The 15,253-nt window shown below is 42.1% G+C and carries 15 protein-coding genes and 1 pseudogene; 10 read left to right on the top strand and 6 right to left on the bottom strand.

From position 1 onward, the window contains the following. From RMY63_RS35000 to RMY63_RS34990, 3 genes and pseudogenes are all read right to left on the bottom strand, one after another. The coding region (locus RMY63_RS35000; protein ID WP_322733099.1) for an ATP-binding cassette domain-containing protein at positions 1-695 on the bottom strand (695 nt) is incomplete at its 3' end. A 405-nt stretch (positions 696-1,100) separates the two neighbouring features. Further along, positions 1,101-1,529: pseudogene (locus RMY63_RS34995) on the bottom strand (Uma2 family endonuclease); the annotation flags it as partial. 25 nt (positions 1,530-1,554) lie between these two features. Then, on the bottom strand, positions 1,555-4,293 hold the full coding sequence (locus tag RMY63_RS34990; protein ID WP_322733098.1) for a CBS domain-containing protein: 2,739 nt from the start codon (positions 4,291-4,293) through the stop codon (positions 1,555-1,557). 150 nt (positions 4,294-4,443) lie between these two features. Between RMY63_RS34990 and psbZ the strand changes: the two genes are divergently transcribed. The 5 genes from psbZ to RMY63_RS34965 all read left to right on the top strand — a co-directional run bounded on the left by psbZ (position 4,444) and on the right by RMY63_RS34965 (position 7,729). Beyond that, a complete protein-coding gene (gene psbZ, locus RMY63_RS34985; protein ID WP_104908235.1) occupies positions 4,444-4,632 on the top strand; it encodes a photosystem II reaction center protein PsbZ in 189 nt (62 codons plus the stop codon). Between the two features lie 192 nt (positions 4,633-4,824). Continuing rightward, on the top strand, positions 4,825-5,403 hold the full coding sequence (gene ribH / locus RMY63_RS34980) for a 6,7-dimethyl-8-ribityllumazine synthase (RefSeq protein WP_322733097.1): 579 nt from the start codon (positions 4,825-4,827) through the stop codon (positions 5,401-5,403). A gap of 707 nt (positions 5,404-6,110) precedes the next feature. Then, positions 6,111-6,479, top strand: a complete 369-nt coding sequence (locus RMY63_RS34975; protein WP_322733096.1) for a hypothetical protein — start codon at positions 6,111-6,113, stop codon at positions 6,477-6,479. Positions 6,480-6,509: 30 nt separating this feature from the next. Further along, complete coding sequence (locus tag RMY63_RS34970) at positions 6,510-7,187, top strand: ComF family protein (protein ID WP_322733095.1); 678 nt, start codon at positions 6,510-6,512, stop codon at positions 7,185-7,187. Between the two features lie 86 nt (positions 7,188-7,273). Further along, positions 7,274-7,729 (top strand): PPC domain-containing protein, encoded by a 456-nt coding sequence (locus RMY63_RS34965; protein WP_322733094.1) that lies wholly within the window; start codon positions 7,274-7,276, stop codon positions 7,727-7,729. Between the two features lie 77 nt (positions 7,730-7,806). Here the strand turns inward: RMY63_RS34965 and cobS are convergent, their stop codons facing one another. Continuing rightward, positions 7,807-8,580 (bottom strand): adenosylcobinamide-GDP ribazoletransferase, encoded by a 774-nt coding sequence (gene cobS, locus RMY63_RS34960; protein WP_322733093.1) that lies wholly within the window; start codon positions 8,578-8,580, stop codon positions 7,807-7,809. Between the two features lie 375 nt (positions 8,581-8,955). Here cobS and RMY63_RS34955 point away from each other — a divergent pair, with 375 nt between their 5' ends. From RMY63_RS34955 to psbM, 5 genes are all read left to right on the top strand, one after another. After that, the gene (locus RMY63_RS34955) at positions 8,956-9,408 is read left to right on the top strand and encodes a hypothetical protein (protein WP_322733092.1); all 453 of its coding nucleotides are present in this window, start codon (positions 8,956-8,958) and stop codon (positions 9,406-9,408) included. A 524-nt stretch (positions 9,409-9,932) separates the two neighbouring features. After that, entirely contained in the window at positions 9,933-11,090 is a 1,158-nt protein-coding gene (gene tgt / locus RMY63_RS34950; protein ID WP_322733091.1) for a tRNA guanosine(34) transglycosylase Tgt, read from the top strand. 85 nt (positions 11,091-11,175) lie between these two features. Beyond that, positions 11,176-11,313: a photosystem II reaction center protein K gene (locus RMY63_RS34945; protein WP_006195022.1), complete on the top strand. Its 138-nt coding sequence runs from the start codon at positions 11,176-11,178 to the stop codon at positions 11,311-11,313. A gap of 185 nt (positions 11,314-11,498) precedes the next feature. Beyond that, complete coding sequence (locus RMY63_RS34940) at positions 11,499-11,795, top strand: 2Fe-2S iron-sulfur cluster-binding protein (protein ID WP_300415706.1); 297 nt, start codon at positions 11,499-11,501, stop codon at positions 11,793-11,795. Positions 11,796-11,987: 192 nt separating this feature from the next. Continuing rightward, positions 11,988-12,104, top strand: a complete 117-nt coding sequence (gene psbM, locus RMY63_RS34935) for a photosystem II reaction center protein PsbM (protein ID WP_084227279.1) — start codon at positions 11,988-11,990, stop codon at positions 12,102-12,104. A 295-nt stretch (positions 12,105-12,399) separates the two neighbouring features. On the opposite strand, the gene RMY63_RS34930 is transcribed toward psbM, so the two are convergent. Together RMY63_RS34930 and RMY63_RS34925 are read right to left on the bottom strand one after the other, a co-directional pair. Then, positions 12,400-13,251, bottom strand: coding sequence for a universal stress protein (locus RMY63_RS34930; protein WP_322733090.1), 852 nt, complete (start codon positions 13,249-13,251; stop codon positions 12,400-12,402). A gap of 736 nt (positions 13,252-13,987) precedes the next feature. After that, entirely contained in the window at positions 13,988-15,253 is a 1,266-nt protein-coding gene (locus tag RMY63_RS34925) for a glutamate-5-semialdehyde dehydrogenase (protein ID WP_322733089.1), read from the bottom strand.

Raw genomic sequence — 15,253 nt, 5'->3', positions numbered from 1 at the left:
CCCTTGTCGCCCTTGTCTACCTGCCCGTGCTTTGTGCCAGTTGCGTAAGTCCTGTCTATTTCTTTCTGTTCTCGATAGTACGAGAAATTACCGCCATATATTTTCAAGCCAACAGGTGTAAGTTCCCACGTAACTTTTGTTACTTGGTCTAAGAAAAAAGGCTTATGAGAGACAATTACATACGCACCTGTGAAATTTGCAAGAAAGTGTCTTAAGCTTTCTAATGCTTGTAAATCCATGTGATTAGTTGGCTCATCAAGTAACAGCAAGTTTGGCTCTTGAGCTAAACTGATCGCCAAAAACAGTTTAGTAAGTTCTCCACCACTCAAGTTAGTGATTGGTAAAGATAAGTCAACTTTGGTGTGGAATTGTGTTTGCAAAATATCTTCAATCTTCCACCATTCATCAGAGATGGAAATCAAAAAATTAAGTACTGTATCTGCTGTAATTTCTTGCTTGATAGTGCTGATTTGTGGTAAATAATAGACAATACCATTACACCAAACTGAACCTGTATATCCGTTAATTTGACCTGCAAGTATCTTGAAAAGGGTTGATTTTCCTACTCCGTTGCGACCGACTAAAGCAATGCGATCGCCTGCTTCGATATTCACCTGAACTTTTTCAAACAAAGTTCTTTCTAAGCTGAGTTCATAAGCTAAATTCTCAGCTAATAATATTGATTTTTTTTGCATTCTTTTCAAACCTCAATTCGCAAACTTTCACCTGCGTGTACTGTGTCAAACTAGTTGCGTTTATTCTTCGTTGACATTTGTTGCTTTGGCGCAACAGGTGTTTGCTACTACTTCATTTGTGCTATCTCGTTTGAGTTGTGATGAGGTTTGATATTGACTACAGTGTAGCACAAAGGAATTTCGGAAAGTAGGGGGCAATGTCTGACGACAAGCCACAAAGCGTCTACGCTTTTTTCTTCTCTGTCACCTCCGTGCCTCTGTGGTTAAAAATCTTTATTAACGCAGAAGCAATGTTTTGCACCTATGTTTAGTGGGCTGCTGCCTGCCGTCATCAGTGAAGGAGATAGAACCTCCCATAATTTTGTTCAGAAATCAAATAATAATCTTTATAGTGCAACAATTTAGATATTGATTAATCATAATATATTCTTTGAGTGTCGCAATAGAACGATAAAATCTAAATTTATTAGTTCGATCGTGATTCTCTGTCGATTTAGATAATACTTCCACAATCATTATGGGATTGGTGACTGTAGTAGTACCAGTTCCCTCATATATTGGTTCTCCCTGAATAACCATGACATCAGGATAAGTGTAGATACGATAACGCTGTATCCACAATTTGACATCACCCATGTAGATTTTGTAATTTTTACCCAGCATCGTAAATTTAAAATTGGCGTAAAAATTACCTGCAATTTCATTGTGATTAGTCGTACCACCAGCTATAGGAATTATTTCCCCGTCTCTATATTCATTTTTGGATTCTGATGTCTCCTCTAGTTGTAAATATTCCTCTGGACTGTAGGATTTTTTCGGTATTTGTGTTTGCATAAAAACCAGATGTGTGAAATATAAATTAATGAGGATAATGCTTGGCTAAAAACTCTTCAGCTTCTCTGTGATCTTTAATCACTCCATCTAAGGTAGCAGCAAGCATATCATCTAATATTTGTCGATATTGAGGCCCTGGTTTGTAACCAAGTTTCTTTAAATCATTGCCATTCAGTAGTGGCTGCACATTAGCCCAAACAGTTAAATATTCCCAAATCTGATGTCTAAGCGATCGCGGGCTTTGCACAGCGATTAAAATCAGGATTGGTAAATCATACTGTCGCAACAACTGCATTACTTGACTAGGACTTTGACACTTAGGCAAAGATTCCATTACTTCAGCTTGGGCAGAAGCCAAGTTTTGCAACCGTTTAATGCCATCTTCTTGCAATTGCAGATTTTTTGCTACTTTCGCCCGATATTGTGGTGCTAGATGGGCAATTAACGCTTCTAAACGCATTTCCCAATGGATGAGGGTTGGTTGCGGGTCAAATCGGCGCAAACAGCGTTCTAGCAAACGTAGTTGTCGCACGAGTTCTGCGTCTAGCTTCAGGGTAGGATGGATGCATTGCAATGCCCCTAAGTTATCGAGTAACTGTAAAGCTGATTTCCAATAGGGGGCTTCTAGGATGTGTTTTAATTCTGTTTTCAGTCGAGTTTGCAGGGCTGGAGTTCTGCTATTCTCTTGAGCAGTGCGATCGTAAACACCACTGTTGATCGCATAGCGAATAAACTCTTCAGTTTGCGGTTCTATCTGAAATCCGAAGCGCACGGCAAAGCGCACGCCACGAAAAATGCGGGTGGGGTCTTCGATAAAGCTATTGGCGTGTAAAACCCGAATTTGTTGAGCTTGTAAATCTAGTAATCCACCAAAAAAATCGAGTAACTCACCAGTACGAGGAGAAGTCAGGCGCAAGGCGAGGGCGTTGATAGTAAAATCTCGGCGATACAAATCTTGACGAATGGAACTCGCCTCAACTTCTGGATTTGCAGCTGGATAAGGATAGAATTCTGTTCTCGCAGTGGCAATATCTACCCATAGAGAATCTAATTCTGGGTCTTTGTGCCACAACAAAGCCGCAGTTTGAAAAGCTCCGTGGATTTCTAAGCGAGCCATAGGGTAAAGTTGTTGGAGTGCCTTTGCTAATTCCACACCAGCACCGACATCTGCTGATTTATGAAAGCCATCAACCACAAGATCGATATCTTTAATCATCAAAGTGCCCGCTACTGCTTCTGTTAATAGCAAATCCCGCACCGCACCGCCGACTAGATAAAGATGCCAACTCCGTTTTTCTGCCTCTTGCGATGCTGTAGTGAGTAATTGCCACAGTTGCGGTGCAAGGCGATTTTGCAACTCAGTGCTGAGAGGAATTTTGAATTTTTTTAGCGCCGCGTTAGTGACTCCGTGAGGGTCATTTTGAATTTTGAATTTTTGTCCCTCTTCGTCTTCATCCCTTTCTTGATGTAATTCCCGCAATACATCAGTACGGGTGACAATGCCCATTAACTGCTCATTTTCCAATACTGGTAAGCGTCCAATATCATAAGTCACCATTATCGACTCAATTTGTGGTAATGTCGTATTTTGTGTAATCGTTTTGAGATTCTTAGTCATGTAGCCCTTGACTGGTGCATGACTAAATCCGTGGTGTAAGGCAATATCAATATCCCGCCGCGAAATAATACCTACTAGTTGCCCTTGAGTATCGACTACGAACAAACCAGAGTGTCCATAGCGTAATAAGATACGCTGGGCTTCGGCAATTGTGGTTTCAGGCAGAATCGTGCGAACAGGAGAAGACATCAAATCCCTAGCAGTGAGGGGATGGGGAATTTGTGCTTTTATCCCGTCAAGAAGTTGTTTTAATATTGCCTGCGAATCAACTCCCCTGAGATTTAGCGATGCGGCTTGCGAATGACCGCCACCGCCCAAGAGTTGGAATAATAGGTTAAGATTCATTTTGGGAATTTGCGATCGCCCAATTATAGTTAAGCGTGAATCCTCTTCACCTAAAGAATACTCGTTAGCCAAAAGTAGGGCATCAATTTCGGTTAATTCCACAAGTTCCGATGCTAGGCTCGATAGCCCTGGCACAAAACTATCTGTTTTCAAAGTTACCCAAGCAACCTTATATCCATGTAAGCAGAAATCTTCTAAACGTTCCAAAGATTTAGTTAATAGCTGCTGCAATTGCGGAGATAATCCGGGGTCACGGTAAGTAGAAATTACTGATAAACTAGCACCTTGTTCCATCAACCAAGCCAAAGCTAAAGCATCCCGTACTGTGGACTGGTCGTATGTCAAAGAGCCAGTGTCAACGTGGATACCCAAAGCCATTGCAGTTGCTTCGGCAGGAGTCAAGGAAATTTCCTGTTGTTGCAATTGCTCGACGATTAAAGTTGTGGTGGCTCCTACCGAGTCAATATGCGATCGCGTCGCGGGAATATCTGATTCTTGTCCTAAGTGATGGTCATAAACTATAATCTCTCTTACACTGGGTAAATCTAACCACTCAGCAGCTTTACCCAAGCGATCGCGCTGTTGTGTATCCACCACAGTCAAAGAGCGAATTTTTTCTAGATTTACCGAACGGCGTTCAATCAGCGAATATTCATCCCGATGCAATGCTAAAAAATCCCGTACAGTAGGATGAGAGCCGCCAGGTAGCACAATCTTGCTTCCCGATAGTAGGCGCGTTAACCCTACTGCTGCTCCTAATGCGTCAAAATCTGCTGTTGTGTGGCAAAGAATTAAATCCATAGTTAAGAGCCATTAATCACTTGTACTTAGACAAAGGACAAATGACAAAAATGTTGCAATTTCTGCTAGCTTAAAAATAATAAGAAAGTGTCAGTGTCGCCCTTTAGGATATTCTATCTTTAGTATTTCACTGTATTGGGAGAAGCAAAAATGACCATAATATTCCAATTTGCCTTGATAGGTCTAGTAGTGTTGTCTTTTGTCCTCGTTGTTGGAGTTCCGGTTGCTTACGCCACTCCCCAAAATTGGGGTGAATCTAAAAAACTGCTCTGGGTTGGTTCTGGCGTCTGGATTGGTTTGGTATTTTTAGTTGGTTTGTTAAACTTTTTTGTCGTGTAGGTGACGGCTTTGCTCTGGCGCAGGCACATAATATAAGAACTAGAGGGGCAGAAAAGCCAAGGTCAAAGGTTAAGGGAAACAAAGGATTTTTTCTTTTTCCTACTAACTTCATTTTGACCGCGCTTTCCTGCTCCTCTACATTTAAATAAGAAATGTATATTGGCCAGAAGTATAGTTGATAAAGAGGCAATCATGGCAGTTTTCGAGGGAACTTTTACCCAAACGGAGCCTTTGCGGTTTGCAGTGGTGATTGGTCGATTCAACGATCTCGTTACCGGAAAGCTGCTAGAGGGATGTCAAGATTGTTTAAAACGCCACGGTGTAGACCCTAACCCCCAAGGTAATCAGGTGGATTATGTTTGGGTTCCGGGAAGTTTTGAAGTACCTTTAGTAGCTCGCCAATTAGCACTTTCCCATCGTTATGATGCTGTAATTTGTCTTGGCGCAGTCATTCGAGGACAAACCCCCCACTTTGATTATGTATCCTCAGAGGTTTCTAAAGGCATTGCCGCCGCTAGCTTTCAAACTGGGGTGCCAGTAATTTTTGGCATTTTGACAGTAGATACTATGCAGCAAGCCCTAGAACGGGCAGGCATAAAAGGTAATCATGGCTGGGATTACGCCCTGAATGCCCTAGAAATGGCTAGCCTGATGCGGCAACTGCGTTCTAACTTGGCAGAGCCATATTCTCGTAATAGCCCGTCTTTGCCAGCCTCTTTTCCAAACGCCAGCGTCGGCAATTTAACTGTGGAGTCAGAAGAACTCGGCTAATCCGTCATTAGTCAATAGTCATTAGTCAATGGTCATTAGTTAAAAGTTACAAGTGCCGCAAGGCGGAAGTCAACTCCAATTCGCAATTCGCAATTCGCAATTCGCAATTAAGACAATTAGTGGGGGCTTGAAACCCGCCACTTTCTTGTTGACCACCAATATCGTTGCATTTGGTGGGGGCTTGTACCCCGTAATTAGCCAATTAACAATTAATAATTCGCAATTTCCTTTGGTCAATAAGCAATAGTACTTGAAATATTGCTGAAATCGGGGTTGAAAACAGAATTTTTGAGCAGGCGATGGCAAAGGCAAGCCGCTTGGCGTCTACGCGTCATCTTGATAGGCATGATTCATTCTTGACCCATCCGTTCAGTACAAGAGTTAAGTTAATACCTCCATTTTTTTCCAATTTTCAGCATAATTTCTAATTGACAAAAGTAAGATTGTCTTAACCTCTCACCGATGGTCTTCTCCCTTCTCTACGAGACGCTCCGCGAAGGCGCTAGCCTCTCCCAAAGGGAGCTATCCATTAGTCACATCTTTCTTTAGAATCTTGAAACGCTTGTTTTGTAGGCATCTTAAACACCCTCGGTGTGAGGCATACTTGACAAGTTACCTCTTAATATTCTTGCTAAAAGTAGGTTTTTATTGAGAATTAACGACGAACGAATCAGGGTTATAAAAAACGTGAGTGAATACTCTCGCAAATGTTAAGAAAGATCCGGGTAATGGATAGCTTTGGGAGAAGGGGAGACGCCAAGGGCAATGGGGGTTTCCCCCATGAGGAACTGCCGTTAGCGCAGCGTAAAGCCTTCTCTTCTCTTTCAGAGACGCTAACGCGAACGAGAGGCAACGCCTTGGCATGGCAACTCTTGGAGACGCTGCGCGAACGCTTAGAGCGAGCCTGCGTACTCTTACAGAGAAGCAAGCTACGCGTAGCGTCTCCAAGAGAGCGTCACCCGTTAGCGTCGGCGGCAAGCGAGTCTTCTCCCAAGGGGAGATGCCAAGGGCGAACGAGCGTCAGGGGTGGTTTCTTTACGCCGTGTTGTACTAGCTATTGGACAAATGACAAATGACAAATGACAAATGACAAAGGATAATTCTAAATGCACACTTGGATTAAAAATCTCACAGGCTTACTCAATCTTTTTCTCCAATCCCATTGCCCCTTATGTCAACGCGCAACTTCCCAAGAATTTTGTCACAACTGCATCAGGCAACTGCAAAAATGTCAACGTAAAGACCCGGTTTCTCTATGGCAAGAGCCTATACCTGTATTTGGCTGGGCGGAATATGGTGGCCCGGTAAAACGGGCGATCGCAGCGATGAAATACGAAAATCAACCCCAAATAGCTCGTCCTTTGGGTCAATGGTTAGGGGAAGCATGGTTGTTAAATTCACCAAAGCCAGTTAGCCAACCTGTAGTAGTTCCTATCCCACTCCACGCTAGCAAACAAAAACAACGTAAATACAATCAAGCCGCACTGATAGCACAAAGCTTCTGCGAAATAACTGGATTAAAATTGAAACTAAACGGTTTAGCAAGAGTGCGAGAAACTGAAGCGCAGTTTGGTTTGTCGGTATCTAAACGAGAAAAAAACTTGGACAAAGCTTTTGCTATTGGGCAAGAATTTCGCCATCGTCCTCCAAATGTCCCTGTGCTGTTAGTGGACGACATTTATACTACTGGTGCTACTGCGAGGTCTGCTGTGCAAACACTTCGTCAGTATGGAATTGTGGTCTTAGGATTAGTAGCTGTAGCCACTGCCGTCAAAGACGGGTAAATCAAAAATTAACGCGCAAGCTTTGACTAATAACTGGATATATTGACCGAATTAACCTATTTTTGTAGAAAAATTGCTTGAAATGTATGAATAAAGTTTTTGCGGCAGGTTTAAAACAACTCATCATCATTCCTGCCACATTGCTGGCAATAAGCATTAGTACCAGTGCAGCTTTTGCTCAAAATAAATTGTATAGTCCAATTCCTTTATCTAACAGTACTGAACTTTCGGATAGCCTCTCAGACAAAGACATTCCCACAGGTCAAGGTGGGTTTGCCCGTGATTACACTGTAAAGTTGCAGAAGGGCGATAATTTAGCAGTTGACCTGTCATCGGAAAACTTTGACAGTATCATCACACTGCTGGCACCTGATGGTTCGACTCTGGCAGAAAATGATGATGGCCCCGATGGTAGTAGCAATTCCTTACTTTTTACTCGCATCGTAGAGACAGGAAATTATGTTATTCGCGTCCGGTCTTTTGGGGAAACTGGGGTTGGGGCTTTTAAACTCAAAGTGACAAAGTTGCAACCGATTAAGTGAAGTAGTCATTTGTCATTTGTCATTTGTCATTTGTCAGGAGTTAAAAATTCTTTTCTGCTCCTCTATCCCCCCATTTATTAAAAAGCGGTCAGTACACAGAGAAATAAGGCTTCAGTCCACTCGACGACTGCACCGTAGGTGTCTCCGGTGTGTCCACCTAATTTGTGGTTGAACCACGCGCCAGTTAAAGTGGCGATCGCACTTCCAACAACTATCATTGTCAGTGCGAGAAATAGCTGCTGTTTATCTATCAACCAAAGTAAACCACTCAAATTAAACAACAACAACAATCCCGGTAATAAATCTTTGTAAGAACGAATGGCTTGTTTGTGAAATGCGCCTTTACCAGTTGGTTTCAGATAAGGATATCGGGCGATCGCTAGTTGTTGTCCCCAACGTCCCCAGCCACAAGCAGCCATCAGCAATAACCAACGGTTTTCTGGCATATCCGCTAAAGCTGTTATTTTCAGTATCACCAAGGCGATCGCAGCCATTGCTCCAAAGGCTCCTGTAGCACTATCTGCCATCACCTCCAGTCGCCGATCTGGGTCGCCCACTGCTAAACCATCAGCTGTATCCATTGCCCCATCTAAGTGCAATCCTCCAGTTATGCCAATCCAAACACTTACTACCAAAGCACTACGAGTTAGCACGGGCACACCAATATAATTCATCCCCGTATCCAGAAATCCTAAAATTCCCCCAATTATCAACCCGACAAGGGAAGCAAGACGTGCTACTCCCCGAAAGTCCAATCCGTTCAAATCCGGTAGGGGAATGCTTGTATAAAATATAACACCTGCTGCCAGCTTTAACAGCAGCTTTTTCCACCACTGTTGCTGTTTCGTCATCTGAATTACATTAATTTTTGGTAAATTGCTGGATAATAGTCTTGATTTCAGTACAACCAACACGATCAGACTTTAAAACTTTAGATAAGATTTACTTCTATTAAACATTCTCGTTGAAAATTTTGTTATGCTGGTCTAAGTGGCAATTAAATAGATGGAGTACTTTTTTATACATAAACCAAGTATTTAGGAAATTAAAATTCCATCAGGGAGTAAAATTTGTGTTTTGTATTCGTCAACTAAAAACTTACTCCAAATTATTAGACGATAGCCCCATAAAATTGATATTTTTTTAAATGTAGGGAGTAAACAAGCTATGCAATTATGACAGTTTAGCTATGTTGTTGCTCTCCTTAGCTCAATCGCAATTTTCCTATGAGTCACCATCTACCCGACACCAGGATACCAGCTCCGTGCATTATTAACACGGGCATCATTGTGAATAAGCTCGACATCCGGCGATTGCTGGCAGATTTAGGTCGAGTCCACTACATCTACACCCAAGAAGATAAGGTACTGAGCGAGGGTGAAGGGGATGTGATGGAAGTTTTTGCCAATCCGCAAAGGTCTACCTTAGTGGCTAACCGCACGCTATATCTGAATGTTTGTAGTTTTGATTACTTGGAACTAAAACAGTCATCGCAACAAGAAACCTACTTCGATTTGATCCAAGAAGGATTGTGTCTGCGGTTGATTCCCCGATCAACCCCTTTACAAGAGCGACGAGAGCGAAGCTTCAATGTCAGCGCTATAGAAGCGATGATGGAACAAGTACTCTCAGCCCGGTGGGATGCAGAAATTGACGATGACTGTTCTGATTCCTTCTAAATAACAATTATTTAGAGTATATATTCGTAAAGTTGGTAACTAGGTTAGTAATGAATGCTTAAGTATTCGCTAAAACTCAATTACCAATTTTGATGTTTGTCCATAATTTAGCCAAATAATATTAATTTTGCCCTAATACCATTTGGTTTTATGGCTGCTAGTACCGCAAGGCAAAAGTCAAAAGTCAAAAATCAAAAAGCTTTCATTTTGGGCTTTTTGGCTGTAATGAAATGGTGAGGCAGTCCGCAGAAGAGGGGGTTCCCCCCATGAGGAACTGCCGTTAGCGTAGCGTTAGCGAGCTTGCGTTCGTCACCCGTTAGCGCAGCGTTAGTGAGTCTTCTCCCAAGGGGAGCCACTGCGGTCTTGGGGTCTCCCCAAGTGGAGCAAGTGGCGTGAGACACCAAGGGCGAACGAGCGTCAGGGGTGGTTTATTTCTGCTGCGTTGTACTAGTTATGGATTTCTGAAACTCTTTACCAATTAGTGTTTCACAATCCAAAATCTAAAATCTAAAATTCCAAATGGCATGAGTGCGAATTTTTCTTTTCAATGTCTTGCTTGCTGTAGTCAGACAAAAGCTAGAGCAGGAGTGTTTTTCACTCCTCACGGTCTTGTAGAAACCCCCAGATTTATGCCAGTGGGAACGCTGGCAAATGTCAAAACTATTACTCCATCTCAGCTACGAGATACTGGGGCACAAATGATATTATCCAATACTTATCATCTTCACCTACAACCAGGAGAAGCGATCGTGGCTGGAGGTGGTGGGTTGCATAAATTTATGGGTTGGAACGGCCCAATGCTCACAGATTCGGGTGGGTTTCAGGTCTTCAGCTTAAGCGAAATGCGAAAAATTACTGAAGAAGGCGTAACTTTTCGCTCGCCCCATGATGGACAAATTATTAACTTAACACCAGAGCGCTCCATTGAGATTCAAAATACTTTGGGGGCCGATGTGATTATGGCTTTTGATGAGTGTCCGCCCTACCCAGCGACTCGTCAAGAGGTAGAAACTGCAACTGAGCGTACTTCCCGCTGGTTAGAACGCTGTATAACAACTCATCGACGCAACGATCAGGCGTTGTTTGGGATTGTGCAAGGGGGCGTGTATTTGGATTTGCGTTGCCGTGCAGCTGAAGCTTTGGCTCAGTTAGATTTGCCCGGATATGCCATTGGTGGCGTGAGTGTGGGAGAACCGCCAGAATTGATGGCTGAGATTGTCAAAGTTACAGCACCGCTTCTACCCCCCCAAAAGCCGCGTTACTTGATGGGTGTGGGTACTTATCGGGAAATGGCGATCGCGATCGCATCTGGTATAGACTTATTTGATTGCGTCATTCCCACTCGCTGGGCAAGACATGGTACAGCGATAGTCCAAGGCGGACGCTGGAATTTAAAAAATGCTAAGTTTCGTGAAGATTTTACGCCATTAGATGAAACTTGTCCGTGCTACAGTTGTCAAAATTTTAGCCGTGCTTATATATCTCATTTGGTGCGATCGCAAGAAATTTTGGCTTATACCTTGTTGAGCATTCACAATATTACTGAACTAATTCGCTTTACGCAAAAAATTAGAGAAGCAATATTGAGCGATCGTTTTGTTGCAGAATTTGGTCACTGGCTCACCGAAGAAAGGGGAGATGAGAAATCGAGAGTGGAAGAGCAGAGGATTAATGACAAATGACAAATGACCAATGACCAATGACCAAACCATGTTAAGATACTTCTCAATTATGAAAGCTGTGTTGGATAGGTGGGTTTAAACAAACATGGAAGCAGCACTTTTATTAGCAAAACTGCCAGAAGCTTACCAAATCTTCGATCCTTTGGTAGACGTTCTCCCAGTCATCCCCGTATTCTTCTTGTTGCTTGCTTTCGTTTGGCAAGCAGCTGTGGGATTTAGATAAGTTAATCTATTGTTCAATTTATAGGACAGGTACTCTACCTGTCCTATTTTTTTGTAGTACTATGTTTTCTAAAATTAATATTTATTAATATTTTGTAATAAATTATGATAATAAATAAGATGTTAATTAGTCCATGTCAATATGAAGCCTTGAAAGCCAAGCTTACAGTCAAGGAGGAATCAGTTATGGGTAATATCAAATTCATCAAAGAAAATAAAGAAGTAGTGGCAGCAGATGGTGCTAATCTCCGGCTCAAAGCGATACAAAATGGCATTGACATATATACATTGATTGGCAAGATGACCAATTGTGGTGGTAATGGTCAGTGTGGTACTTGTGTTGTGGAGATAGTCGAAGGACTAGAAAATCTTTCCCCCCGCACAGACGTAGAAAACCGAAAATTCAAGAAAAAGCCGGAAAATTACCGCCTTGCCTGTCAAACTTTAGTGAATGGCTCAGTCAGCGTAGTCACGAAGCCTTAAGTTCTCAAATCTGTCATGTATCCAGTCAGTAGTCAAAATACTTACCAAAATTGAGTTTCCTCTCTACGAGACGCTACGAGGGCATTTTGAATTTTGTAATTTTGAATTTTGAATTTTGAATTGGTATAACTCTGTCATCGTTGATGCTATCCTAATGTTGTTGACTGGAAATTTAAGAGAGGCTTTCTTGCCATGCAAGTTAATGACCTGGGGTTCATAGCGAGCATTTTGTTCGTACTAGTCCCCGCTGTGTTTTTACTAATTCTGTACATCCAAACTGCTAGCCGCGAAGGTGGAAAAGATAGTTAAGAGTTTGTGTATAAAATAAATAACCCCTGCACCAATAGTGTAGGGGTTTTTATTTATCAACCAGCAACTTAGCGCTGAATAGTAAAGGCAACACAAGTCTGACTTTATTATTCTATAGCAATCCGATTTGATTCCTGAATTACTCGTACAGGCTGGGGACTGGGGATGGTGGGGCCCCTGAAGGGGATAAGGGGTAATGGGGACTGGGAAGAAGGAATAAAGGTGTACTGAGTTTTTTCAAAAATCAAATATGAGTCCTATATTACAACAATTATTATAGTCAGCACTGTTTACTTTAAGCAATTGTCCGCGCCAACAATACTGGACAAGTGGCATTGACTCGAACATAGTCAGACAAGGAAGATCCGATGAGGCGATCTATATCAACAAAACTCTTAGCGATCGATGGACGACGATCTGGAGAACCGAGCAATAATAAGTCTATATTCAACTCTTCTGCCAATCGACAAATTTCTTCACCAGGCTTGCCACTGCTGATATAAGAACGAGATTGGATGCCTTGTTTTTCAGCTTCTGCAACAGCGGCTGCTAAAACTGGATTTTTATCTGAGTTAACCTGGGTTATTTCCGATTTTTTACCCCCAAAATCTGTACTAATATTTGCTAAAATTAACTCGCCGCCTGAAATATCTCGGAGTAAAAACAATGCCAATTTCAAGCAATTTTTTGCTGAATCAGAATTGTTTATTGCCACCATAATACGCTTAATTCTTTTAACATAAATGTCATCTTTTACCAGCAACATGGGGCGAGAAGATAGTTGGAAAACATACTGACTAACTGAGTTCGATAAAATCGATTGCAACCGCTTCAGTCCGCGTGAACCCATAATAATCAAGTCAGCGTCGATTTCATCAGCGACTTGGCAAACCACATCTTTAGGGTCGCCTTCACGCAAAATTGAAGAAACTTGGCTAGGATCTAAGTTCAAGGTTTGAATGGCATTCGCCAGAATTTTACCACCATTTTCCCATTTAGCTGTCATGGTAGTAGCAGTTCTTTGTGCAGGAACAACATGCAAAATCGTAACTTTTGCAGATTGAATTGAAGGGATTTCTGTCAGGATTTTGAGCATTTCCTCTGCGTGTCCCAATCCCGATACAGCCAGCAAAATTCTTCTGATCATCTTACGTAATTTTTGTGAAGTTTACTTTTGTTTTCGCTGTTGGTACTCGGCTCTAGTCGGATTTTCACCACCTTGCTTGACAACCTAGTTAGTAAGTTGGCACAAATAAACTTTGTTTTTTAGTATTTAACACTCAAACAAATGGTAAAAGATAAAAAACTAAACAAATATTTAAGTTTATTTGCACTTAGTTACTTAAACCTTCAACTATTAAGCATACTCTCAATTTAGCCCGATGAACTTAATAAATTATAATGTTAGTTATTATTTTTCATCTATGTTAAGTTTTTTTAATTAAAAGTTAGTTAAGTATTGCAAATAAATGCCAAAATAATTCTTCAGCAAAATTGATTTAGTGTAATCTTTAACAGGCGATCGCTTCCAAGTTGAATAGTCTACATTCCTGCTGAATTTCCTATATTCTCTACCTTTTTTAAGTGTTTTGCAATTTTGGTAACTCAGATAGGATTGCTATATCCGAACACCCGCAAAATGCAGGATAACAACATCCGAATTCAAATATTTTAATAGTCGGAATTATATTTAAGGCTATATTGAAACCCTCCAAATATAATCTGGAGGGTTTGTTTGATTGCTTGTGAGATTTGCTTAACTTAGATGTGCTCCTGGTTAGACACAAAAAGACTTTTCACCCAGTCCCTAGTCCCTTGCTATAATTCCCGTAATCTATGCAGAAACCGGAAAACCCGCTTTCCCCCTGCCTCCTGCCTCCTGGTTAAAATCTGCCATTTCCCTGAACAATGTGCTTGACGGTAGTCAAGGTTTCTAGGCTGATAAATCCCCGGCGATGACCTTTTTGGTTAGACATACCGAGAAATACTGAATCTCCCCGCGAAGGGTTGCGGGAAAAACGCGGGGAAGTGTTGATGTAGGTAGAGGCACTGGTAACTCCCAAGGCAAACTGCCGACTTTCCTGGTAAGATTCAGTCACGATGGAGTCAGCATGACCACTGCTGTATTCATTAATCCAGGCGATCGCAGCCTCTAAGCTATCCACCAGTTTAAAAGCTACTGTCCTGGTTAAATAAGGATTTCCCCATTCGCCTTCTTTTACCAGCTGCAACTGAGGAAAGGCTTGTACTAGTTCTGCATCTCCTTTAATTTCAAAGCCTTTTTCCATCAAGCTGTTCCATAAAACGGCTAAAGATGATGGTAAGGCTTGACGATGAATTAGTACTTTTTCAATAGCGTTGACTTGATCGGGTTCACTTTGATGGCTATTAAAAATCATCCAGCGCACCATTTCTAAGCTGCTATTGGGCGACCAGTAGAGGTAACAGTTACCCATCGCTGACTTTAAAACTGGGCAAGTTGACTGTCGGACTACCTGCTGCACTAAGCTAGAACGTCCATAGGGAATCACTAAATTCACGTACTGGTCTTGGGTGACTAAATCTCGAATCGAAGCACCATGTTCTGCTGTGATCAGTTCTAGACAGCCCGGAGCTAGACCAACTTCTGCGATCGCATTTTGCAGTGCCTCAGCGATGGCGGCGTTGGAATGGCTAGCTTCGGTGCTGCCTTTGAGAATTATACAATTACCAGTTTTGATACAAAAACCCGCTGCGATCGCCCCTAAATCGGGAAACGCCTCATAAATAAATCCAATCACTCCCAAGGGCATTAATTGGGTATAACTTTGGGAATCTTCCAGTTGATAATCAGCGGTTCTAACGCGTCGCAGCGGATCTGATAATTCCCCCAACCGTTGTAAAATGTCTACTGTCATCTCTAGCCTTGTGGGAGTCAGCTTCAGCCAGTCTAATATCAGCTCAGGCACTGCCATTTCCCGACTGGCTTCTAAATCCAAGGTATTGGCTTCTAGAATGTCGTCAAATGAGCGCTCAATCGCCTGTGCCATTGCCAGTACTGCACGACTGCGGTCTGCTCCCTTTGTGATCCCTAACTTTAGGGAAGCTTGATAGGCTCGTTGGGCACTAGTAATCGGTTCGGGGTGGTCATCCAAAACTTCAACAGTCAT

The organism is Nostoc sp. ChiQUE01b, from assembly GCF_034531255.1.
GTDB lineage: Bacteria > Cyanobacteriota > Cyanobacteriia > Cyanobacteriales > Nostocaceae > Nostoc.
The sequence above is the reverse complement of the archived record's forward strand: the minus strand, read 5'-3'. Positions and strand labels throughout refer to the sequence as shown.